This window comes from Streptomyces hyaluromycini (assembly GCF_002217755.1).
Classification (GTDB): domain Bacteria; phylum Actinomycetota; class Actinomycetes; order Streptomycetales; family Streptomycetaceae; genus Streptomyces; species Streptomyces hyaluromycini.
The window spans coordinates 131,481-152,111 of the sequence record NZ_BCFL01000021.1 but is presented as its reverse complement, the minus strand read 5'-3'; the positions used below and the strand labels follow the sequence as shown (position 1 = coordinate 152,111).

General features: G+C 71.8%; 20 protein-coding genes and 1 tRNA gene. 13 read left to right on the top strand and 8 right to left on the bottom strand.

The annotated features are described in order from the left end of the window. Nucleotides 1-27: 27 nt before the first annotated feature. Nucleotides 28-1,353 carry a M20/M25/M40 family metallo-hydrolase gene (locus SSP29_RS25015; RefSeq protein ID WP_089103049.1) on the bottom strand — a complete coding sequence of 442 codons (1,326 nt, stop codon included), beginning with the start codon at nucleotides 1,351-1,353 and terminating at the stop codon, nucleotides 28-30. 211 nt (nucleotides 1,354-1,564) lie between these two features. Between SSP29_RS25015 and SSP29_RS25010 the strand changes: the two genes are divergently transcribed. After that, nucleotides 1,565-1,652: transfer RNA gene (locus SSP29_RS25010), tRNA-Leu, on the top strand. Nucleotides 1,653-1,737: 85 nt separating this feature from the next. Here SSP29_RS25010 and SSP29_RS25005 read toward each other — a convergent pair. Beyond that, nucleotides 1,738-1,965 carry a DUF397 domain-containing protein gene (locus tag SSP29_RS25005; protein ID WP_089103048.1) on the bottom strand — a complete coding sequence of 76 codons (228 nt, stop codon included), beginning with the start codon at nucleotides 1,963-1,965 and terminating at the stop codon, nucleotides 1,738-1,740. A gap of 3 nt (nucleotides 1,966-1,968) precedes the next feature. Beyond that, nucleotides 1,969-2,835, bottom strand: a complete 867-nt coding sequence (locus tag SSP29_RS25000) for a helix-turn-helix domain-containing protein (protein ID WP_089103361.1) — start codon at nucleotides 2,833-2,835, stop codon at nucleotides 1,969-1,971. Between the two features lie 242 nt (nucleotides 2,836-3,077). On the opposite strand from SSP29_RS25000, the gene SSP29_RS24995 reads away from it, so the two are divergent. The 4 genes from SSP29_RS24995 (at nucleotide 3,078) to SSP29_RS24980 (ending at nucleotide 9,612) form a co-directional block, all read left to right on the top strand. After that, nucleotides 3,078-3,521, top strand: coding sequence for an ATP-binding protein (locus SSP29_RS24995; RefSeq protein WP_089103360.1), 444 nt, complete (start codon nucleotides 3,078-3,080; stop codon nucleotides 3,519-3,521). Between the two features lie 360 nt (nucleotides 3,522-3,881). Continuing rightward, on the top strand, nucleotides 3,882-7,748 hold the full coding sequence (locus SSP29_RS24990) for a Pls/PosA family non-ribosomal peptide synthetase (protein ID WP_089103047.1): 3,867 nt from the start codon (nucleotides 3,882-3,884) through the stop codon (nucleotides 7,746-7,748). A 77-nt stretch (nucleotides 7,749-7,825) separates the two neighbouring features. Further along, nucleotides 7,826-9,199 (top strand): M1 family metallopeptidase, encoded by a 1,374-nt coding sequence (locus SSP29_RS24985; protein WP_089103046.1) that lies wholly within the window; start codon nucleotides 7,826-7,828, stop codon nucleotides 9,197-9,199. Nucleotides 9,200-9,210: 11 nt separating this feature from the next. Continuing rightward, the gene (locus SSP29_RS24980) at nucleotides 9,211-9,612 is read left to right on the top strand and encodes a YchJ family protein (protein ID WP_089103045.1); all 402 of its coding nucleotides are present in this window, start codon (nucleotides 9,211-9,213) and stop codon (nucleotides 9,610-9,612) included. Here SSP29_RS24980 and SSP29_RS24975 read toward each other — a convergent pair. Then, entirely contained in the window at nucleotides 9,609-10,310 is a 702-nt protein-coding gene (locus SSP29_RS24975; RefSeq protein WP_089103044.1) for a FadR/GntR family transcriptional regulator, read from the bottom strand. The two genes, SSP29_RS24980 and SSP29_RS24975, sit on opposite strands and share 4 nt — an antisense overlap. 129 nt (nucleotides 10,311-10,439) lie before the next feature. On the opposite strand from SSP29_RS24975, the gene SSP29_RS24970 reads away from it, so the two are divergent. Together SSP29_RS24970 and SSP29_RS24965 are read left to right on the top strand one after the other, a co-directional pair. Further along, on the top strand, nucleotides 10,440-10,961 hold the full coding sequence (locus SSP29_RS24970) for a gluconokinase (RefSeq protein WP_089103359.1): 522 nt from the start codon (nucleotides 10,440-10,442) through the stop codon (nucleotides 10,959-10,961). Nucleotides 10,962-11,024: 63 nt separating this feature from the next. Next, nucleotides 11,025-12,422, top strand: coding sequence for a GntP family permease (locus tag SSP29_RS24965; protein WP_089103043.1), 1,398 nt, complete (start codon nucleotides 11,025-11,027; stop codon nucleotides 12,420-12,422). Nucleotides 12,423-12,809: 387 nt separating this feature from the next. Here the strand turns inward: SSP29_RS24965 and SSP29_RS24960 are convergent, their stop codons facing one another. The 3 genes from SSP29_RS24960 to SSP29_RS24950 all read right to left on the bottom strand — a co-directional run bounded on the left by SSP29_RS24960 (nucleotide 12,810) and on the right by SSP29_RS24950 (nucleotide 15,078). Then, the gene (locus SSP29_RS24960; protein ID WP_089103042.1) at nucleotides 12,810-13,433 is read right to left on the bottom strand and encodes a cytochrome b/b6 domain-containing protein; all 624 of its coding nucleotides are present in this window, start codon (nucleotides 13,431-13,433) and stop codon (nucleotides 12,810-12,812) included. Then, nucleotides 13,417-14,157: a molybdopterin-dependent oxidoreductase gene (locus tag SSP29_RS24955; protein WP_089103041.1), complete on the bottom strand. Its 741-nt coding sequence runs from the start codon at nucleotides 14,155-14,157 to the stop codon at nucleotides 13,417-13,419. Before SSP29_RS24955 ends, SSP29_RS24960 begins: the two co-directional genes overlap by 17 nt. Nucleotides 14,158-14,244: 87 nt before the next feature. Beyond that, the gene (locus SSP29_RS24950; RefSeq protein ID WP_150134860.1) at nucleotides 14,245-15,078 is read right to left on the bottom strand and encodes a hypothetical protein; all 834 of its coding nucleotides are present in this window, start codon (nucleotides 15,076-15,078) and stop codon (nucleotides 14,245-14,247) included. Between the two features lie 546 nt (nucleotides 15,079-15,624). Here SSP29_RS24950 and SSP29_RS24945 point away from each other — a divergent pair. The 4 genes from SSP29_RS24945 (at nucleotide 15,625) to SSP29_RS24930 (ending at nucleotide 18,048) form a co-directional block, all read left to right on the top strand. Next, nucleotides 15,625-16,518, top strand: coding sequence for a DMT family transporter (locus SSP29_RS24945; protein WP_089103039.1), 894 nt, complete (start codon nucleotides 15,625-15,627; stop codon nucleotides 16,516-16,518). A 33-nt stretch (nucleotides 16,519-16,551) separates the two neighbouring features. Further along, nucleotides 16,552-17,061: an NUDIX hydrolase gene (locus SSP29_RS24940; RefSeq protein WP_089103038.1), complete on the top strand. Its 510-nt coding sequence runs from the start codon at nucleotides 16,552-16,554 to the stop codon at nucleotides 17,059-17,061. 283 nt (nucleotides 17,062-17,344) lie between these two features. Continuing rightward, nucleotides 17,345-17,737: a YidH family protein gene (locus tag SSP29_RS24935; protein WP_089103037.1), complete on the top strand. Its 393-nt coding sequence runs from the start codon at nucleotides 17,345-17,347 to the stop codon at nucleotides 17,735-17,737. Then, nucleotides 17,734-18,048, top strand: a complete 315-nt coding sequence (locus SSP29_RS24930; RefSeq protein WP_089103036.1) for a DUF202 domain-containing protein — start codon at nucleotides 17,734-17,736, stop codon at nucleotides 18,046-18,048. Before SSP29_RS24935 ends, SSP29_RS24930 begins: the two co-directional genes overlap by 4 nt. A 27-nt stretch (nucleotides 18,049-18,075) precedes the next feature. On the opposite strand, the gene SSP29_RS24925 is transcribed toward SSP29_RS24930, so the two are convergent. After that, nucleotides 18,076-19,017, bottom strand: a complete 942-nt coding sequence (locus SSP29_RS24925; RefSeq protein ID WP_089103035.1) for an NADP-dependent oxidoreductase — start codon at nucleotides 19,015-19,017, stop codon at nucleotides 18,076-18,078. Nucleotides 19,018-19,145: 128 nt separating this feature from the next. Here SSP29_RS24925 and SSP29_RS24920 point away from each other — a divergent pair, with 128 nt between their 5' ends. Further along, nucleotides 19,146-19,442, top strand: coding sequence for a hypothetical protein (locus SSP29_RS24920; RefSeq protein WP_089103034.1), 297 nt, complete (start codon nucleotides 19,146-19,148; stop codon nucleotides 19,440-19,442). 165 nt (nucleotides 19,443-19,607) lie between these two features. Then, nucleotides 19,608-20,630 carry a phosphotransferase family protein gene (locus tag SSP29_RS24915; RefSeq protein WP_089103033.1) on the top strand — a complete coding sequence of 341 codons (1,023 nt, stop codon included), beginning with the start codon at nucleotides 19,608-19,610 and terminating at the stop codon, nucleotides 20,628-20,630. The last annotated feature ends 1 nt before the right edge of the window (nucleotide 20,631 follow it).

The following is a 20,631-nucleotide window of genomic DNA, read 5'->3' as shown; positions in this document are numbered from 1 at the left end:
GCCGCCCGATTATATGAAGCCAGGACTTTACGACGCGTCGATGAAGCGGTCGAGCACGCGCACCCCGAACTGCAGCCCGTCCACCGGCACCCGCTCGTCCACGCCGTGGAACATGCCGGCGAAGTCCAGCTCCGGCGGCAGCTTGAGCGGCGCGAAGCCGAAGCCGCGGATGCCGAGGTCGTCGAAGGACTTGGCGTCGGTGCCGCCGGAGAGCATGTACGGGATCGCCTTGGCGGTCGGGTCCTCGGCGAGCAGCGAGGACTGCATGGCCTCCACCAGGGCGCCGTCGAAGCTGGTCTCCAGCGCCTTGTCGGAGTGCACGTCCGCGCGGACCACGTTCGGGCCGAGGATCCGGTCGAGGTCGGCGAGGAACTCCTCCTCGTGGCCCGGCAGGAAGCGGCCGTCGACGTGCGCGGTGGCCTCGCCCGGGATGACGTTGACCTTGTAACCGGCGTTGAGCTGGGTCGGGTTGGCGGTGTTGCCGAGGGTCGCGCCGATCAGCTTGGCGATGCCGCCGAGCCGGGTCAGCGTCGACTCCATGTCCTCCGGGTCCAGCTCGGTGCCGAGCGCGTCGCCCAGCTCGTCGAGGAAGGCCCGGGTGGTCTTGGTGACCCGCACCGGGAACTTGTGCCGGCCGAGCCGGGCCACGGCCTCGGACAGCTCGGTGATCGCGTTGTCGCGGTGGATCATCGAGCCGTGCCCGGCGGTGCCGGCCACCTTCAGCTTCATCCAGTGCATGCCCTTCTCGGCCGTCTGGATGAGGTAGAGCCGCCGCTGCTCGCTCACCGTGAAGGAGAAGCCGCCCACCTCGCTGATCGCCTCGGTGACCCCCTCGAAGAGGTCCGGGTGGTTGTCGACCAGGTGCCGGGCGCCCCAGATGCCGCCGGCCTCCTCGTCGGCGAGGAAGGCGAGGACGATGTCCCGGGGCGGCTTCCGGCCGCTGCGCAGCCGGTCCCGTACGACCGCCAGGGTCATGGCGTCCATGTCCTTCATGTCGACGGCGCCCCGGCCCCACACGCACCCGTCCGCGACCTCGCCGGAGAAGGGGTGGTGGGTCCAGTCGTCGGCGTTGGCCGGTACGACGTCGAGGTGGCCGTGGATGAGGAGGGCGGGCCTGGACGGGTCCGCGCCCTCGATGCGGGCCACCGTCGAGGCGCGGCCCGGGTGGGACTCGAAGATCTTCGGTTCGAGGCCGACCTCCGCGAGCTTCTCGGCGACCCACTCGGCCGCCTTGCGCTCGCCGGGACCGGAGTGGTCGCCGTAGTTGCTGGTGTCGAACCGGATCAGCTCGCGGCAGAGGTCGACGACCTCGTCCTCGCCGGTGACGCCCCTGGCCGTGTCCGTCTCGCTCACGCTGCTTCCTTCCGCTGTCACTGCCGCCCGGTCCCCGCCATCCTCTCTCCCTTCCCGCTCCGGGCCCAAGGCCGGTCCCGGCCCGTCACACGCCGTTCACGCCCGCGGGTCCGGAAACAGGGTGTGATCGACCGCCCCCGAAAGCCTGGTAGTGTTTCCTTCGTCGTCGCGAGGGAAACCCGCACGGAAGACTTCGCACGACAGACACCTTGTCCGGGTGGCGGAATGGCAGACGCGCTAGCTTGAGGTGCTAGTGCCCTTTATCGGGCGTGGGGGTTCAAGTCCCCCCTCGGACACCACGAAGAAACCCCTGCTGAGCAGGGGTTTCTTGGTTTTTCTGGACAGAGCGCCGTCGGCGACCACCTTCCGGTGGGCGCCGCTCTCTCAGTCGAGGCCGCCTATTCGGCCGTCACCGAGGGCCACGGCGGAGGTGAACGCGCGGAGCGCGGTGCGGTCCAGCAGGAGCGCGGGCCCTTCGGGCCACTTGCTGTCGCGGACGGCGACCGTCGCCCCGTCGACGATCCCGCATTCCACGCAGTCGGACTGTGATGCGGACGCCGAGGACTTCCACCAGGTCACCGGCAGAGTCGACGCGTCGTCAGCGTGCTTCATTCCTTATTCGTTCTTCCTTATCTGGGTGATCAGTTCCACCGACGCCTCGACGGACTCGGCGGCAGACGTGAGGCGTTGCCACGCGGCCCGGTGCGTGGAGACCCGATCACGTTCCTCGATGTACAGGGCGGAGGTCAGCCCTTCCTGGTGGACGACGTCCAGATCGGTGTGCGGACCGAAGCCCAGGATGCTGAAGGTGCCGGTGAGCCCGGCGTGCAGGGGGGCGTCCGACCGCAACACCTGGATGTTGATGTTCGGGCGCCGCCCCATCGTAAGCAGGCGCCCCAACTGCTCGTACATCAGGGCGGGATCCTCGGTGGTGGAGCGCAGGGCCTGTTCGGAGATGATCGCCCAGAGCGCCAGCGGGTCGCTGTCCCGGGTGAGGACGGCCTGGCGTGCCAGCCGTACCTCGACGAGCGCGTCGACCCGTGCCTCGACCGCCTCGGACATGGCGGTCGCCCGGATGATCTCGCGGGCGTACTCGGCGGTCTGGAGCAGTCCGGGGACCATGCCCAGCTGCCAGGTGGAGACCGTCTCGGCCTCCGCCTCCAGGCTGATCAGGTCCTCGTACACCGGGGTGAGGACACCCCGGTACGAGTGCCACCAGCCGCGCCGGCCGCCCTCCTTGGTGAGCGTGATCAGGGCCGCGCGCAGCTCGTCGCTGACGTCGCGGCCGAGGTCGCCGTACAGATGGAGCAGCGCCTGGATGTCCGCTGCCTTGGGGGCGGTCTTGCCGGTCTCCATCCGGGACAGCTTGGAGGAGACGAACGCGCCTTCGGAGTGCTCGGCGACCTCGTCGAGGGTGAGTTCGCCACGCAGCTCGCGCAACTTCGCACCGAGCCGTCGCCGGCGCACCGTGGGCGTGCTCACGGATTCCCCCTTCTGTCCGGTGAACTGCCCGACAGTCTGCCCGTGCCGCACCAACCCTCGCCACCGACTGACGACTTGTGCCGCAAGTCTCTCGCGTCGATGCGCAATTTTTCACATCCCGCGGGACGTATTGCGATCGACTGTGCCGTGAAGGCACCATGAATCCGGGAAATACGACAGTGACCGCACTCGCATGGCGAACCACCGTGCCTGCGTTGGGACATGCCCGTGAGGGGATGCACATGATCGAACGCCAGCGGAGCACCACGACCGAACCCCGCTCCCTGCAAGTCGCCCCACCGCCGGTCCTGTTACTGGCCAGCGAGCCTCAGTCGGCCAAGGCTGCCCGGCTGTTCGTGAGCGACTTCATCGCCCACCACACCCCTGACGCCTCCCGCGACCACATCGACGCGGTCGCCCTGGTCACCTGCGAGCTGGTCACCAACTCCCTGCGCTACGAGACCGACCCGGACGACCCGGTCCGTCTCGTCATCGACACCGACGGCTCCCGGACCCGGGTCGAGGTGCACGACCCGCTGGGCCGCCATCCCCGCCTGCGCCCCATCTCGGTCGAACGGGACCGGGGTCGCGGTCTGCTGATCCTCGACGCGCTCTGCTCGGGCCGCTGGGGTGTGGGCAATCTGCCCTGGGGCAAGTCCATCTGGGCCGAGGTCAGCGCCGCGTGACGTCCGGCGCCCTGTGACGTTTCCTCCGCCCCCACGGCGACGGCCGGTTCCGCGGCGATCTCTCCCCCCTCTTCGCCGCAGGGCCGGCCGTTGTCGTACGGGCCGCCGGACACACGGAGTTGGCCCGCCTCACGCTGTGTGTCCCATCTCTCGTCGTGCGCGGAGAATGCCAGGTCAGGAGTTGCTTAAGATTCAAGGGACTACTCCGAACGGCTGTCTCCAGGTGGCCGCGAGATGAACGGGAGCCTAGCGTCGTACTAATATTTCCGGCTTGTTACCTAGCCGGAGCCGGACAACCCCAGGCAGACCTGCGGGCCCGCCGGCATCCCGGAGGTTCCGGGAACGAGACGCGAGGACCGGATGGCAGCGATTGACGAGAGCAGCGCTCTCGGCCTGCTCGACGAAGAGATCCGCGAGGAGTTCGGGGACACCGCACGTTTCTCGGCCGGGGCGGCGGCCTCGCCGCGCACCCTGGTGGACGTGTTCGAAGCAACGGTGCGGGCCCACCCGGACGAGCCCGCACTGGACGACGGCACCATCCAGCTCACCTACCGCGGGCTCGCCATAGAGGTGGCGCGGCTGCGGCGGCGGCTCGCCGAGGCCGGCATCGGGCTCGGCGACCGTGTGGGCGTCCGGGTGCCGTCCGGAACCAACGACCTGTATGTCGCCGTTCTCGGCGTGCTCGCGGCCGGCGCCGCCTACGTCCCGGTCGACGCCGAGGACCCGGACGAGCGGGCCGCGCTGGTGTTCGGCGAGGCGGAGGTGGCAGCCGTCCTCGGCGAGGGCCTGGACATCGACGTCCGCCACGAGTCCGAAAGGCCCTCCGGCCGCCCCGGCGCCGAAAACGACGCCTGGATCATCTTCACCTCCGGGTCCACCGGCAAGCCCAAGGGCGTCGCCGTCACCCACCGCAGCGCCGCCGCCTTCGTGGACGCCGAGGCCGCGCTGTTCCTGGCCGAGGAGCCGATCGGGCCCGGCGACCGGGTCATGGCGGGCCTCTCCGTGGCCTTCGACGCTTCCTGCGAGGAGATGTGGCTGGCCTGGCGCTACGGCGCCTGTCTGGTGCCGGTGCCGCGCTCCCAGGTGCGCAGCGGCGCCGACCTCGGCCCCTGGCTGGTCGACCAGGAGATCACCGTCGTCTCGACCGTGCCGACCCTGGCCGCCCTCTGGGAGCCCGAGACCCTCAACGACGTCCGCCTCCTCATCTTCGGCGGCGAGGCCTGCCCGCCCGAGCTGGCGCAGCGCCTGGTGACCGAGGGCCGCGAGGTCTGGAACACCTACGGGCCCACCGAGGCCACCGTCGTCGCCTGTGCGGCCCTGATGACCGGCGAGGAGCCGATCAGGATCGGGCTGCCGCTGAACGGCTGGGAGCTGGCCGTCGTGGACGACGCCGGCGTGCCCGTGGCCATGGGCGGGAGCGGCCAGCTGGTGATCGGCGGGGTCGGCCTCGCCCGGTACCTGGACGCCGAGAAGGACGCGGAGAAGTACGCGCCGCTGGAGTCGCTGGGCTGGGAGCGGGCGTACCGCAGCGGTGACCTGGTGCGCGCCGACCGTGCGGGGCTGGTCTTCCTCGGGCGTGCCGACGAGCAGATCAAGCTCGGCGGGCGCCGTATCGAGCTGGGCGAGGTCGACGCGGCCCTCCAGGCGCTCCCGGGCGTCGCGGGCGCCGCGGCGGCCGTACGCACGGCCCGCAGCGGCAACCAGCTCCTCGTCGGCTATGTCGTCACCCAGGACGGCTGGGACCACGCGGCGGCCGTCGAGAAGCTGCGCACCGAGCTGCCCGCGGCCCTCGTCCCGCTGCTGGCGCCGGTCGCCGAGCTGCCCACCCGCACCTCCGGCAAGGTCGACCGCAACGCCCTGCCCTGGCCCCTGGAGGACCTGGAGACCGGCGGCCCGGCCGAGCAGCTGTACGGCACCGAGGCCTGGCTCGCCGAGCAGTGGACCGAGGTCCTCGGCATCCCGGTGGGCAGCGCCTCCGACGACTTCTTCGCGATCGGCGGCGGCAGCCTGTCCGCCGCCCAGCTCACCACCCGGCTGCGCACCCGCTACCCCAGCGCGGCCGTCCTCGACATCTACCAGCAGCCGGTGCTGCGCAAGCTGGCCCGCCACCTGGAGAAGTCCGCGCAGGACGACGGCGCCGAGCGCACGATCGCGCCCGTGCCGCGCAGCGCCCAGCTGGTGCAGCTGCTGCTCCTGCTGCCCCTGTTCACGCTCCTCGGGCTGCGCTGGACGGTGGTCCTGGCCGCCCTCGGCAATGTGCTGGGCGGCTACGGCTGGCTGCCCACCGCACCCTGGTGGCTGGTCGGCCTCGGGGCCCTGGTCCTGTTCACCCCGCCCGGCCGGATCGCGGTCGCGGCCGGTGGCGCCCGGCTGCTGCTGCGGGGCGTGAAGCCCGGCAGGTACGCGCGCGGCTGCTCCGTACACCTGCGGCTGTGGGCGGCGGAGCGGCTGGCGGAGTTCACCGGGGCGACCACGCTGACCGGCTCCTGGCTGGAGCGGTACGCGCGGGCGCTCGGCGCCAAGATCGGTCCCGAGGTGGACCTGCACTCGCTGCCGCCGGTCACCGGCCTGCTCAGGATCGGGCGGGGCGCGGCCGTGGAGTCCGAGGTGGACCTGTCCGGCTCCTGGCTGGACGGGGACCGGCTGGTGATCGGCCCGGTGCGGATCGGCGCCCACGCGGTCGTCGGGACGCGCAGCATGCTCTTCCCGGGCGCCCGCGTCGGCAAGCGCGCCGAGGTGGCCCCCGGCTCCGCGGTCACCGGGCAGATCCCGACCGGCCAGCGCTGGGCCGGCGCCCCGGCGGTCAAGCTCGGCAAGGCCAAGCGGAACTGGCCCAAGCACCGGCCGCAGCGCGGCACGTACTGGCGGGTGATGTACGGCCTGACGGGCGTCGGGCTCAGTGCGCTGCCGGTGCTGGCGGGCGGAGCCGCGCTGCTGGTCGCCGGGCGTTTCGTGGCCCCCGGGGACGGCCTGGCCGAGGCCCTGCGGGGCGCTGCGGTCGCGCTGGTCCCGGCGACGCTGGCGTTCGGTCTCGCGTACGCCCTGCTGATCCTGGTCGCCGTACGGCTGCTGAGCCTGGGCCTGCGGGTCGGTACGCACCCGACGCACAGCAGGATCGGCTGGCAGGCCTGGACGGTCTCCCAGCTGATGGACCGCTCCCGCGAGACCCTGTTCCCGCTGTACGCGGGCCTGGTCACGCCGGTGTGGCTGCGGCTGCTCGGGATGCGGATCGGCAAGGGCGCCGAGGTGTCGACCGTGCTCGCGCTGCCGAGCCTGACGACCGTCGGCGAAGGCGCGTTCCTGGCCGACGACACGCTGACCGCGCCGTACGAGCTCGGCGGCGGCTATGTGCGGATCGGGCGGGCGGAGATCGGGCGGCGGGCGTTCCTCGGGAACTCCGGGATGACCGCGCCGGGCCGCAGTGTGCCGGACGGCGGTCTGGTGGGTGTGCTGTCGGCGACGCCGAAGAAGGCCAAGAAGGGCACGTCGTACCTGGGGCTGCCGCCGGTGAAGCTGCCGCGCAGCGCGGCCGACGGCGACCAGAGCCGGACGTACGAGCCGCCGGCGCGGATGCTGTGGGCGCGGGCCCTGGTGGAGACGTGCCGGATCGTGCCGGTGCTGTGCTCGGTGGCGCTGGCCGGGCTGACCGTGGCCGCGCTGTGCGCGCTGGGGGCCTGGGCGCCGCTGCTGTCCGGCCTGGTGCTGCTCGGTGCCGGTGCGGTCGCGGGCCTGGTGTCCGTGCTGGCCAAGTGGCTGCTGGTCGGACGGCACCGCAGCGGGGAGCACCCGCTGTGGAGCTCGTTCGTGTGGCGCAACGAACTGGCGGACACTTTCGTCGAGGTGCTGGCGGTGCCGTGGCTGGCCGGCTCGGTGCCGGGTACGCCGGTGATGACGGCCTGGCTGCGCGGCCTCGGCGCGCGCATCGGCAAGGGCGTCTGGGTGGAGAGCTACTGGCTTCCGGAGACCGATCTGGTGACCCTGGAGGACGCGGCCACCGTGAACCGCGGCTGTGTGCTGCAAACTCACCTCTTCCACGACCGGATCTTGCGGACGGATACTGTGGTTCTCCGTGAGGGCGCCACACTGGGTCCTGGCGGGATCGTGCTGCCCGGCAGCACGATCGGGGCCCGTACGACCCTGGGTCCCGCGTCGCTCGTCATGGCGGCGGAGTCGGTTCCCGACGACACCCGCTGGCTCGGCAATCCGATCGAGGCATGGCGTCCCTGAGCGCGGGCCGCTCGGTGGCCGCGGGCATCGGTGCACCGAGAGACGGTTCGAGCACAGCGCAGGGAGCGAACGCGGAAGTGGCAGTGCAGCAGTCAGCGGGTCCGGACCCGTACTTCCCGGACAACGGCGATTCCCGGTACCGGGTGCATCGCTATGAGCTCACGCTGGACTACCGGCCGGGCCCCAACCGCCTGGCCGGCATGGCCCGGATCAACGCGATCGCGGGCCGTGCCGCACTGCCCGAGTTCCAGCTGAACCTGGCCGACTTCAAGATCGGCCGGATCCGGGTGGACGGCCGCCAGCCGCACTGGACGCATCGCGGCGGCAGGCTGCGGATCAAGCCCGCGAAGCCGCTGCGCGCCGGGGCCGCCTTCACCGTGGAGATCCACTGGTCGGGCAACCCCAAGCCGGTGAACAGCCCCTGGGGCGGGATCGGCTGGGAGGAGCTGACGGACGGCGCCCTGGTGGCCAGCCAGCCGACCGGTGCGCCCTCCTGGTTCCCGTGCAACGACCGGCCGGCCGACAAGGCGTCCTACCTGCTCTCGATCACCTGCCCGTCGGCGTACTCGGTGGTGGCCGGCGGCCGGCTGCTCACCCGTACCACGAAGGCGTCCACGACGACCTGGGTGTACGAGCAGGCGGCACCGACGTCGAGCTACCTGGTGAGCCTCGCGATCGGCAAGTTCCAGACGGTGCTGCTCGGCGACCCCGGCTTCGGCGGAGTGCCGATGCACGGGCACATACCGGCGCAGCTGCTCCCGGAGTTCTCCAGGGACTTCGCGCGGCAGCCCGCGATGATGGACCTGTTCCAGCGGCTGTTCGGGCCGTACCCGTTCGACGAGTACGCCGTGGTCGTCGCCGACGAGGAGTTCGACGTCCCCGTCGAGGCCCAGGGGTTGTCGCTGTTCGGCGTCAACCACGTGGACGGGGCCCGGGGTTCGGAGCGCCTGGTGGCGCACGAACTGGCGCACCAGTGGTTCGGCAACAGCGTGTCCATCGCCGACTGGCGGCACATCTGGCTGAACGAGGGGCTCGCCAAGTACGCGGAGTGGCTGTGGTCGGAGCGCTCCGGCGGCCGTAGCGCCCAGCAACTCGCCGCCCTCGCCCACCGGTTGCTCTCCGGGCTGCCCAAGGACATCCGGATCGCCGCCCCGGGCAAGAAGGCGATGTTCGACGACCGCCTCTACGAGCGGGGCGGCGTCACGATCCACGCGATCCGCTGCGCGCTCGGCGACGAGCGGTTCTTCCACATGCTGCGCGCGTGGGCGGGGCTGCACCGGGGCGGCTCCGTGACGACGGCGATGTTCACGGCCCACGTCAACCGCTTCGCGGACGAGCCGCTGGACGGCCTGTTCGACGCGTGGGTGCACCGGACGGCGCTGCCCGTGCTGCCCACCCTGGCCGTCCCGGCGCGCCCGGCCCAGCCGCCCACCAACGCCGAGTCGGCGTAGGGGGCGGGCCGGTGACACCGAAGCGCTCCTCCCGGCAGCAGCCTGCCGCCGCCTGCCCGTGCGGTCTCGCGGAGACGTACGAGCAGTGCTGCGGCCGGCTCCACCGGGGCGAGGCGGCCGCGCCCACGGCCGAGACGCTGATGCGTTCGCGCTACAGCGCCTTCGTCAGACGGGACGAGCCGTACCTGCTGCGCACCTGGCATCCCCGGACCCGCCCGGCCCGGGTCGACTTCGACCCCGGGATGCGCTGGACCGGCCTGGAGATCCTGGCGACGACCGACGGCTCGGCCTTCCACACCACCGGCACGGTGACCTTCCGGGCGTCCTTCAGGGGCGGCTCGCTGCACGAGCGCAGCCGGTTCGAGCGGGTCGGGGGAGCCTGGGTGTATCTGGACGGGGAGTTCCTGGACTAGGGCGCCAGGACGTCCAGTTCCTGGAGGGCGCCCATGGTGATCTCGCGGGTCAGCCGTTCCGCGCGGGGCGCGTCGCCCTCCCGTACCGCCTCCGCGACCTGGACGTGGAGGGTGACCGCGGCCGGGTCGGGGTCCTCGAACATCACCTCGTGGTGGGTACGGCCCGTGAGGACCTCGGCCACGACGTCGCCGAGCCGGGCGAACATCTCGTTGCCCGACGCCGCCAGGATCACCCGGTGGAAGGCCACGTCGTGGACCAGGTACTTCTCCAGCTCGTGGCCGCGCGAATGGGCCACCATGCCGAGCGCGCACTCGGTGAGCTCGGCGCACTGGGCGGCCGTGGCGTGCCGCGCCGCCAGACCGGCCGCCACCGGCTCGATCGCCGAGCGCAGCACGGTGAGCGAGCGCAGCTGGTGCGGGCGGTCGGCGCCGGCCAGGCGCCAGCGGATGACCTGCGGGTCGTAGACGTTCCACGCGGCCTTGGGGCGGACGGTGACGCCCACCCGGCGGCGGGACTCGACCAGGTGCATGGATTCGAGGACCCGGACCGCCTCACGCATCACGGAGCGTGACACCTGGAAGTGCTGGGCCAGCTCGTCCGTGCGCAGGACGCTTCCCGGCGGGTACTCGCCCGCGGTGATGGCGGGGCCGAGGGTGTCCAGTACTCGGCCGTGCAGGCCCCGGCCCGGTGTACTCATGCACTCAGCGTACCGAGCGGATCACTGAGCCAAAAAGTCAGACTTATATGTCACATACTCTTGAATTCGTCGTACCTAATGGGTTTCAGTGAGGCCGACACCTTCCGAGGAAGACACAGCGAGGCACTGATGCGCACCCCTCATGTCGTCGTGGTGATGGGCGTCGCCGGCACGGGCAAGACCACGATCGGTCCCCTGCTCGCCGCCCGGCTCGGCGTCCCTTACGCCGAGGGCGACGACTTCCACCCGCCGGCCAACATCGCCAAGATGTCGGCCGGGCACCCGCTCGACGACGCCGACCGGTGGCCGTGGCTGGACGCCATAGGCTCCTGGGCGCACGGGCGGGAGGGACTGGGCGGGGTGGTCAGCAGCTCCGCGCTGAAGCGGTCGTACCGCGACCGGCTGCGGGCCGCGGCCCCCGGCATCGTGTTCCTGCACCTGACCGGCGACCGGCGGCTCATCGCGGACCGGATGTCGCACCGGCAGGGCCACTTCATGCCGACCGCGCTGCTGGACTCCCAGTTCGCCACGCTCCAGCCGCTGAGCGCGGACGAGCCGGGCGTCGCCGTGGACGTCTCGGGCAGCCCCGAGGAGATCACCGAACGGGCCGTCCGGGCGCTGGACACGCTGCCCGGCCCCACCCCGAAGTAAGCCCCTCGGTAAGCCCCTTCCCCGGATCCCCCCTACCTGTCCCCGTCACTGCAAGGAACCCCCGTGACCAGACTCAGCGTCGAGATGCTGGCAGCGGACACCGTCGCGCCCATCACCTCGGCCGGACATGCCCGGCTCGGCATCGCCGTCCTGTTGGGCTTCGCCGTCATCGTCCTGCTCATCACCAAGTTCAAGCTCCACGCCTTCCTGGCGCTGACCATCGGCTCGCTCGCGCTCGGCGCGTTCGCCGGGGCACCGCTCGACAAGGCCATCACCAGCTTCACCACCGGGCTCGGCGCCACCGTCGCCGGCGTGGGTGTCCTGATCGCGCTCGGGGCGATCCTGGGCAAGCTGCTGGCCGACTCCGGCGGTGCCGACCAGATCGTCGACACGATCCTCGCCAAGGCCGGCGGGCGTGCCATGCCGTGGGCGATGGTGCTGATCGCCTCCGTGGTCGGGCTGCCGCTGTTCTTCGAGGTCGGCATCGTGCTGCTCATCCCGGTGGTGCTGATGGTCGCCAAGCGCGGCAACTACTCCCTGATGCGCATCGGCATCCCGGCCCTCGCCGGTCTGTCGGTGATGCACGGTCTGGTGCCCCCGCACCCGGGCCCGCTGGTCGCGATCGACGCGGTCCACGCGAACCTGGGCGTGACCCTGGCCCTCGGCGTCCTGGTCGCGATCCCCACCGTGATCGTCGCCGGTCCGCTGTTCTCGAAGGTCGCGGCCCGCTGGGTGGACGTGCAGGCCCCCGACCGGATGCTCCCGCAGCGCCCGTCCGAGGAACTGGAGCACCGCCCCGGCTTCGGCGCCACCCTCGCCACCATCCTGCTGCCGGTCGTCCTGATGCTGTCCAAGGCGCTGGTCGACATAGTCGTCGACGATCCGGCGCACAAGGTCCAGCGGGTCTTCGACGTCATCGGCTCCCCGCTGGTCGCCCTGCTCGCGGCCGTGATCGTCGGCATGTTCACGCTGGGGCGCCCGGCCGGGTTCTCGCGGGAGCGGATCTCGCAGACCGTCGAGAAGGGCCTCATGCCCATCGCGGGCATCCTCCTCATCGTCGGCGCGGGCGGCGGCTTCAAGCAGACGCTGATCGACTGCGGTGTCGGCCAGATGATCCTGGAGATCTCCAAGGACTGGTCGATCCCGGCCCTGCTGCTGGCCTGGCTGATCGCGGTCGCGATCCGTCTCGCGACCGGCTCCGCGACGGTCGCCACGGTCTCCGCGGCGGGCCTGGTGGCTCCTTTGGCGGCCGACATGTCGACGGCCCACACCGCCCTCCTGGTCCTGGCCATCGGCGCGGGCTCGCTGTTCTTCAGCCATGTCAACGACGCCGGCTTCTGGCTGGTGAAGGAGTACTTCGGCCTGAGCGTCGGCCAGACCCTCAAGACCTGGTCCGTCATGGAGACGATCATCTCGGTGGTCGGGGGCGGCCTGGTTCTCCTGCTGTCCCTGGTGATCTAGGGGCGGTACGGGACCGGAGTCCGGCGGTGCGCGTCACTCGGCACCGCCGGACTCCGCCGTCTCCGCTGACCGGCGTTGCGGCGGGATGAGGAAGGGCGGCCTTCACAGTTCTCTCCACCGCAAGGGCTATCGGCCACGACGGCGAAGTCCGGCGACGCCTGCGGCACCGTTGGAGCGCCTCCGGGGGGCCTTGCATCGCTGAGGAAAGCGACGGCCTTCACAGTTCCCTCCACCGCAACGGCCATCGGCCACGACGGCGGCGTCCGGCGGTGCCTGAGGAAAGCGATGGCCTTCACAGTTCTCTCCGCCGCGACGGCGATCAGCCACGACGGCCGTGCTCGGCGGTGCCTGATCTCCGTCGGAGTTCGTGCGGCAGGCTCCGCAGGGCTACGGCCGCCACAGCGGGTGTTCGCGCTTGGCCCACTCTCTGCTCACCGTGCCCGTGCGCAGGCCCCGTCTTGCCTCCGGGTCGCCGAGGGCCATGCCGATGTGGCCGGCCAGGACGACGCCGATCGTGAGGGCCAGCCAGTCGTGGACAAAGGTGGCCGAGGTGCGCCACATCAGCGGGGCGAGGTGGGTGAACCACATGAGGAGGCCCGTGCCGAGCATGACGAGGGTCGCACCGGCGATCCAGTTCGCGTAGATCTTCTGGCCGGCGTTGAACTTGCCCGCCGGACGGGAGGAAGGGCGCTTGTCGCGGCTCAGGGCGGCATGCAGCCAGAGCCTGTCGTGCGGGCCGAAGCGGTTCAGGAAGCCGAGGTCCCTGCGGAAGGCACGGGAGGCCAGGCCCAGGAGGACCGGGACGGGAAGGGCGAGGCCCGCGCACTCGTGGATGCGGACGACCAGTTCGCGGCGGCCGACGAGGACGGCCAGCTGCGGGATGTAGAGGCAGGCGGCCGTCGCGACGCACAGGCCCATCAGCAGCGCCGTGCTGCGGTGGACCCAGCGCGCGGCGGCGGTGAAGCGGCGCAGCCGGTCCGTGGCGGCCGGGGCCTCAGCTCGTAGGCTCATCGTCACGTCCGTTCGAGCGGCCGACCCAGGCGTCGACGTCGTAGCCCAGCCGCTCCCAGTAGCCCGGTTCGACCTTGTCGGTGACCGTGATGCCGGAGAGCCACTTGGCCGACTTGTAGAAGTACATGGGGGCGACATAGAGGCGGACCGGGCCGCCGTGGTCGTGGGAGATGACCTTGTTCTGCATGCGCAGCGCGACCAGGATGTCCGGCCGGCGGGCCTGGTCGAGGGTGAGGCTCTCGGTGTACGCGCCGTCGAAGCAGGTGAAGTGGATCGCCTTCGCGGAGTCCCGGACGCCCGCCAGGTCCAGCAGGTGCGAGAGGCGGACGCCCTCGAAGGGCGTGTCGGGGACCCGCCAGCCGGTCACGCACTGGACGTCCTTGACCAGCTTGGTCTGCGGCAGCGCCCGCAGGTCGGCCAGGGTGTACGTCTGCGGCTTGTCGACCAGCCCGTCGATCTTCAGCTGGTAGTCGGCGGCGGTCTTGTCCGGCACCGACCCGGTCACCGAGTAGTAGCGGAAGCCGCCGCCGTTCGGGAGCAGTCCGGTCAGGCCCGTGGGGTCCTTGCCGGAGAAGGTCCCGAGGACCGACTCGGTGACGCGTTGCAGCACCGGCGCGGTCACCAGACCGAGCGCGCCGAGGCCGATGGTGCCGAGGAACACCCGGCGGCCGACCGGGCTGCCCTCCTCGGTGCGCCGCGGTTCCTCGGATTGTTCAGAGTTCACGTACTCATTCGAACACCATCGGGGCGGGCTCGGCCACGAAATCCGGCGGCCGTAAGGAATCCACAACCTCTTCTCATCATCCTCCCCTCAGCCTCCCAGCACCCGCTCCCGGGCCGCCCGGAACGCCTCGCACGGGTCGCGGTCCGGGTACGACCAGGGTGCCGGGGTGGCATGGCGGCCGATCCGCTGGAACAGCGCGGCGGCCTCGGCGTACCGGCCGGCGCCGAAGGTGGCGTGGGCGAGATGGTTGAGGTCGATGTGGCGGCGGGGATGCTCCTCGATCCCCCACTCCAGCCACCAGTCGAAGGCGGCGCCCAGGGCGCGCAGCGCGGACGGCTCGGTCCAGTGCCCGGCGGCGGCCGGGTCGGCGGGGGCCCGGCCGGTGGCGGCCAGCACCCGGTGGCGTTCGGCGTAGGCGACGACCGGCAGGACGGCGAGCGGGGAGTCGGCCGGTGCCTCGGCCGCGGCGCGTTCCGCGAAGGCGCACAGTTCGTACGTCCCCCCGGTCTCGGTCTCCGCGATCCGGGCCGCCATCAGGTGGTGGGCGTGATGGTGTTCGGGGTGGCGGCGGCGCACCTCGGTGAAGGTCCGGCGCGTCTCCTCGTCGGTGCCCAGGTAGCGGGCCAGCAGGAGCAGCCCGAGCCATGGCGTGGGGTCGGCGGGGGCGAGCGCGGCGGCGCCGGCGCAGGCCTCGCGGGCCCGCTCCGGATCCTCCTTGCCGCGCAGGGCGCGCCGGACCAGCGTCAGGGCGTACAGGGTGGCGGCGCCGGCGGAGCCGGGCTCGGCGAGCAGCCACTCGCGGGCCCAGGCGGTGGCGTAGGGCTCACGGGCGAGGACGGTGGCCCGGTGGCCGCGGCGGTCCCAGTCATCACCCGTATGGAGCAGCAGGGAGCGGGCGGACTGCCAGCGGCCCTGGGTCAACGCGGCCCGGGCGGAAATGAGTTCTGCGTCGTCGAGGGCGTCGTCGGGGCAGTGTTCGCACCCCGGGTGCGCTGCCGCGCGGGGAGCTCGGACGACGGCCGGGCCTGGGTCCGAGACGGCCGGGCCTGGGCCTAAGAGGGGCGGGGTTGGGGGCACCGCGGAACTTCCTGGTTGTCGGGCTGCCATCGGCCGATCACGCACAGCAAACCCCCAGCCAAGACTTTGCGTCAAGCTGAACGGGGCTGGTACTCCGTTCAACTACCTTGCGTGAGGCGGAACTTGACGCGCGCCGGGGCCCGGTTGGCGTACCGTGGCCGTGGGGCTTCGGGTTCCGGCTGTGGTGTACGCCATGGCGCCGGCCGCCCGGGCGTCGGACCATGGCCGTAGGGTCCCGCCGCCGCCCCGATCCGCCCAGCGTGATCGACTCGGGCAGCGTGACCGAGTCAACCGCCCGGTTCCGGGTACCCCCGGAGCAATCCCTACCCGGGAGCGCTACAGTCGGCCACTACGCACTCCGTAGCCCGGCCGCAGATCGAGGTACGCAGCGTGTCCGTTCTGGTTCTGGTCCTCGCCGTGAGCGCGGCCTGTTGCCTGGGCTTCGGGTTCGTGCTCCAGCAGAACGTCGCCCAGAAGGCACCGCTCAGCGACTTCCTCTCGCCCCGGCTGCTGCTCGACCTGATGAGGGTGCCGCGCTGGCTCGGCGGCATCGGCCTGATGGTGGCCGGCATGGTCCTCGGCGCGATCGCCCTCGGCAAGGGCGAGATCTCCCTCGTCGAGCCGCTGCTCGCGACGAACCTCCTGTTCGCCCTCGCGCTCTCCCGGCACCAGACCAGGCATCCCCTCAGCCACCAGGGCTGGGCGGGTCTCGTCCTGCTCGCGGGCGGCGTGACCGCGTTCATCCTGGCGGGCCAGCCACGCGGCGGCGACGCCATCGCCAACCCGCTGCGGCACTGGCTGATCATCGGCCTGATGGTCGGGATAGCCCTGCTCCTGACGACCTACGCCAAACGCTCCCGCCTCAGCGCGGGACCGACCCTCCTCGCCCTCGCCGCGGGCCTGCTCTACGGCGTCCAGGACGCGCTGACCCGGGTCACCAGCACCCGCTTCTCCGAGGGCGGCATCATGGAGGTGCTGACCGGCTGGCAGCCGTACGGCGTGCTGGTCCTCGGGGTCACCGGGCTGATCCTCGTCCAGAGCGCGTTCGAGACGGCGGAACTGCGCAACTCGCTGCCCGCGCTCACCGCGGCCCAGCCGCTCGCCGGGATCCTCTGCGGGGTCGGCTTCCTCGGGGACCGGCTGCGCACCGACACCGGGGCGCTGGCCTGGGAGGCGGCGGGGCTCGCGGCGATCGTGGCGGGCATCGTGCTGCTCGGGCTGCACCCGGCGATGCCGCGCGGTACGGCGCCCAAGGAGCCTTCGCTGGACCTCCAGCCGCGCTGACGCCGGCGGCCGTCCGCCTGCTTGGATGGCGGTATGAGCGCTGCTGACGAGATCCTCGACATCGTCGACGAGCACGACCGGGTGACCGGACAGTCCCCACGCGGCGAGGCGTACGCCCGGGGCCTGCGCCACCGCTGCGTCTTCATCCAGGCCCGCGACGCCGCCGGCCGCGTCTTCGTCCACCGCCGCACCGCGACCAAGCTGGTCTTTCCCTCCCTGTACGACATGTTCGTCGGGGGTGTGGTCGGCGCGGGCGAGTCCTACGACGACGCGGCGCTGCGGGAGGCCGAGGAGGAACTGGGCGTGAGCGGCCTCCCCCGGCCGACGTTCCTCTTCAAGTTCCTGTACGACGACGGCGCCGGGCAGAGCTGGTGGTCGGCGGTGTACGAGGTGCGCTGCGAGCTGCCGGTACGGCCGCAGGTGGAGGAGGTGGCGTGGCACGCCTTCCTGAACGAGGAGGAACTGGTGTCCCGGCTCGGGGAGTGGGAGTGGGTGCCGGACGGGGCGGCGGCGTGGGAACGGTTGCGGGAGTGGCGGGGCTGAGGCGGGGGGTGGGGACGCTTACCGGCGCTGGCCGGGTGCCTCCCCCAGCCTTCGGCCGGGGGGACCCCCAGCGCCCACCCGTGCCGCCTGGGGGCACCTCCCAGGCCCTTAAGGCACTGGGGGAGGCACGCCTGCCCGCAGCTATGTGAGACACGGCTGGGGAGCGCCCCTTAAGGGGCGCGGGGCTGTATTTGATTTGCGGCTCCGCCGCGTGGGCGCGGCCAGCCCCCACCGGCCCGCGGCCGGACAACCACGGGTCCCGCCCCCGGTAGTCTTCCTATACGTGATCGAATTCGCTCGGAACGTCCGTTTGTGGTTCGCCCCCGAAGAGGTACGGCAGGAGGGCACGACCCCCGACTACCGTTTCTCCCTCGCCAACGAGCGGACCTTCCTGGCCTGGCTGCGTACCGCCCTCGCCCTCATCGGCGGCGGCTTCGCCGTGGACCAGTTCCTGCCCGACCTCCGCTGGGGCTGGCGCGTCGGCCTCGCGCTCGCGCTCCTCGCCGCCGGCGTGCTCTGCTCGCTGCGTGCCGTGAACCACTGGATGCGCTGCGAGCGGGCGATGCGGCGCGGCGAGGATCTGCCGGTGTCCCGGTTCCCGGCACTGCTGAGCGTGGTCGTCGCCGTGGTCGCCGTCGCGATGGTCGTCGTGGTGCTCGTCGGGTGGGAGGGATGACGGAGCCGGCCCGCGACCCCGGGCTCCAGCCGGAGCGGACCCGGCTGGCCTGGCGCCGTACGACCCTCTCGGCGACCGTCGCCGCCATACTCGCGGCGAAGACCGCACTGCACGGCAGCACCTCGGCCGCCGGCGTACTCGGCTGCGCCGCCTGCTGCGCCCTGTGGCTGGGCTTCCTCCTGGTCGCCAACCGCCGTATCCGCGCCCTCGCGGCCGCCGACCGTCCCACGGCGCTGGCCCCCCGGCAGGCGACCGGAGCGGTGCTGTGCACGATCGCCATCGCCCTGTGCGCCGCCGCACTGGTCGTATGAGGAGCCGGTAAGGATCCGGCCCCTCGCTCAGCCCTCCTCCGGCCAGTCCACGATGACCACCAGCTTGCCCCGGGTACCCCCCTCCTGGCTGCGGCGCTGCGCGTCGGCCGCCCGCTTCAGCGGGAACGTCTCGGCGACATGGACGGTGAGAGCCCCCTGCTCCGCGAGCGCCGCGAGCCGGGTCAGGTCCTCGGCGTCGGGTCGCGCCCAGCAGTAGCGGCCGCCGAAGTCGACGACGTCCGGGTCGGCGATCGAGGCCATCCGGCCCTCGGGTGCGAGCAGGTTTGCCGAGGCGGTCAGGGCCTCCCCGCCGACGGTGTCGAAGACGGCGGCCACGCCCTCCGGCGCCAGCCCCCGGACGCGTTCGGCCAGGCCCGCGCCGTAGGTCACCGGTTCGCCGCCGAGCCCCCGGACGAAGTCGTGGTTGCGCTCGCTCGCCGTGCCGATCACCCGGGCGCCGAGGTGGGCCGCGATCTGGACGGCGAGGGAGCCGACCCCGCCGGCGGCGGCGTGCACGAGGACTGTCTCGCCGCGCCTGACCTCCAGGGCGTGCACCAGCACCTGGTAGGCGGTGAGACCGGCCAGCGGCAGCCCGGCGGCCTGTTCGAAGGTGAGGTTGCGCGGCTTGCGGGCGAGGGTGCGCACGGGTGCGGCGACGTACTCGGCATAGGTGCCCCGGGAGAGGAAGTCCTCGCGGACGTAGCCGATCACCTCGTCGCCGACCGCGAACTCGGTGACGACGGGGCCCGGCTGCACGACGACGCCGGAGACGTCCCAGCCGGGGACCACCGGGAAGACGGCGTCCATGATGCCGTGCAGATGGCCCTCGCGGCACTTCCAGTCGACCGGGTTCACGGCCGCCGCCCGGACCTTCACGAGCACCGAGTCGGGGCCGACCTTCGGGTCCTTGACCTCGCCGTACTCCAGCACCTCGGGGCCGCCGTACCGGCTGTAGCTGATGCCTTTCATGCAAATGACCCTCTGGGGTACTCGGACGCCACGCAACCGGGATGCCCACATATGCGCCCTTTGCGTGGCAGCCTGTCCGTCGGCGTCACGCCACACTCCCGAACCCTGCACCCCCGAAGGCGAGCACCATGACCACCCTTCACCAGGAACACGTCTCGCACGGTCACAGCCACGGACCGGACTGCGGGCACGACCAGGTGCCGCACGGCGACCACGTCGACTACGCGCACAACGGACATCTGCACCGCGAGCACGGCGGCCACTGGGACGAGTGCGAGCCCGACGGGCACGTCACCCACGAGGCCCACGAGCACCGGCACGGCGACGGCTGCGGGCACACCGGCGTCCTGCACGGCGACCACGTCGACTATCTGCACGACGGCCACCGGCACGCCGAGCACAACGGTCACTGGGACGACCACTGAGCCGATCCTCGCCGGTGACGGCTCCCCGCTCGGCACGCGGGGAGCCGTCACCCACCGTACGGGTCGTAGGGTGGTCCCGGTCACGTTTGGCTCACGCGCTGGACGACATACCGACTGGTCGGCATCATAAGTCGGGTCCTGTTCATTCGTTCGTAGGAGCGATGCATGAGCCCCGACCACCCGCCCGGACTCGACCTCGACCGGCTGCGCGGCCTGCTCGACCGCGAGCACCCCGGCCTGGTGACCGGTCCGCTGACCGGAAGGCTGATCGAGGGCGGACGGTCGAACCTCACCTACGCGCTCTCCGACGGCACCTCGAAGTGGGTCGTGCGACGGCCGCCGCTGGGCCATGTCCTGGCCACCGCGCACGACATGAAGCGCGAGCACCGGGTGATCAGCGCGCTGTACCCGACCGAGGTGCCGGTGCCGCGCCCGGTGCTGCTGTGCGAGGACGACGAGGTCCTCGGCGCGCCGTTCTACGTGATGGAGTTCGTGGACGGCACCCCGTACCGCACCTCCGAGCAGCTCGCCCCGCTCGGCCCCGAGCGCACCCGTAACGCCGTGCTGTCCCTGGTGGACACGCTGGTCGAGCTGCACGCCGTGGACCCCGCGGAGGTCGGCCTCGCCGACTTCGGCCGCCCGGAGGGCTTCCTGGACCGCCAGCTCCGCCGCTGGGGCAAGCAGCTGGACGCCTCCCGCAACCGTGAGCTGGCCGGTATCGACGAGCTGCACGCCACCCTGGGCCGCCGCCTGCCGCAGTCCCCCGCGCCCACCGTGATCCACGGCGACTACCGCCTCGACAACGTCCTGATCGGCGACGACGACCGGATCAAGGCGATTCTCGACTGGGAGATGTCGACGCTCGGCGACCCGCTGACCGACCTGGGCCTGCTGGTGATGTACAGCCTGCCGCTGGGCGCGCCGGACTCCCCGGTGTCGACGACCGCCGAGGCGCCGGGCCACCCGGACCCGCGGGAGCTGGTCGAGCGCTACGCCGCCCGCTCGGGCCGGGACGTCTCGCACATCTCCTGGTACACGGCGTTCGCCTGGTTCAAGCTCGCCGTGATCCTGGAGGGCATCCACTACCGGTACACGCTGGGCCAGACGCTCGGGCAGGGCTTCGACCGCATCGGCGAGCTCGTCCCCGTCTTCATCGACCACGGACTGACCACTCTTCAGGAAGGCTGAC

What these genes read in the sequence shown, in the direction of transcription:
- SSP29_RS25005 (WP_089103048.1), bottom strand. Translation starts at nt 1,965, where the DNA reads ATGAAGCACGCTGACGACGCGTCGACTCTGCCGGTGACCTGGTGGAAG.
- SSP29_RS24995 (WP_089103360.1), top strand. Translation starts at nt 3,078, where the DNA reads ATGATCGAACGCCAGCGGAGCACCACGACCGAACCCCGCTCCCTGCAA.
- SSP29_RS24990 (WP_089103047.1), top strand. Translation starts at nt 3,882, where the DNA reads ATGGCAGCGATTGACGAGAGCAGCGCTCTCGGCCTGCTCGACGAAGAG.
- SSP29_RS24975 (WP_089103044.1), bottom strand. Translation starts at nt 10,310, where the DNA reads ATGAGTACACCGGGCCGGGGCCTGCACGGCCGAGTACTGGACACCCTC.
- SSP29_RS24970 (WP_089103359.1), top strand. Translation starts at nt 10,440, where the DNA reads ATGCGCACCCCTCATGTCGTCGTGGTGATGGGCGTCGCCGGCACGGGC.
- SSP29_RS24960 (WP_089103042.1), bottom strand. Translation starts at nt 13,433, where the DNA reads ATGAGCCTACGAGCTGAGGCCCCGGCCGCCACGGACCGGCTGCGCCGC.
- SSP29_RS24940 (WP_089103038.1), top strand. Translation starts at nt 16,552, where the DNA reads ATGAGCGCTGCTGACGAGATCCTCGACATCGTCGACGAGCACGACCGG.
- SSP29_RS24930 (WP_089103036.1), top strand. Translation starts at nt 17,734, where the DNA reads ATGACGGAGCCGGCCCGCGACCCCGGGCTCCAGCCGGAGCGGACCCGG.
- SSP29_RS24925 (WP_089103035.1), bottom strand. Translation starts at nt 19,017, where the DNA reads ATGAAAGGCATCAGCTACAGCCGGTACGGCGGCCCCGAGGTGCTGGAG.
- SSP29_RS24920 (WP_089103034.1), top strand. Translation starts at nt 19,146, where the DNA reads ATGACCACCCTTCACCAGGAACACGTCTCGCACGGTCACAGCCACGGA.
- SSP29_RS24915 (WP_089103033.1), top strand. Translation starts at nt 19,608, where the DNA reads ATGAGCCCCGACCACCCGCCCGGACTCGACCTCGACCGGCTGCGCGGC.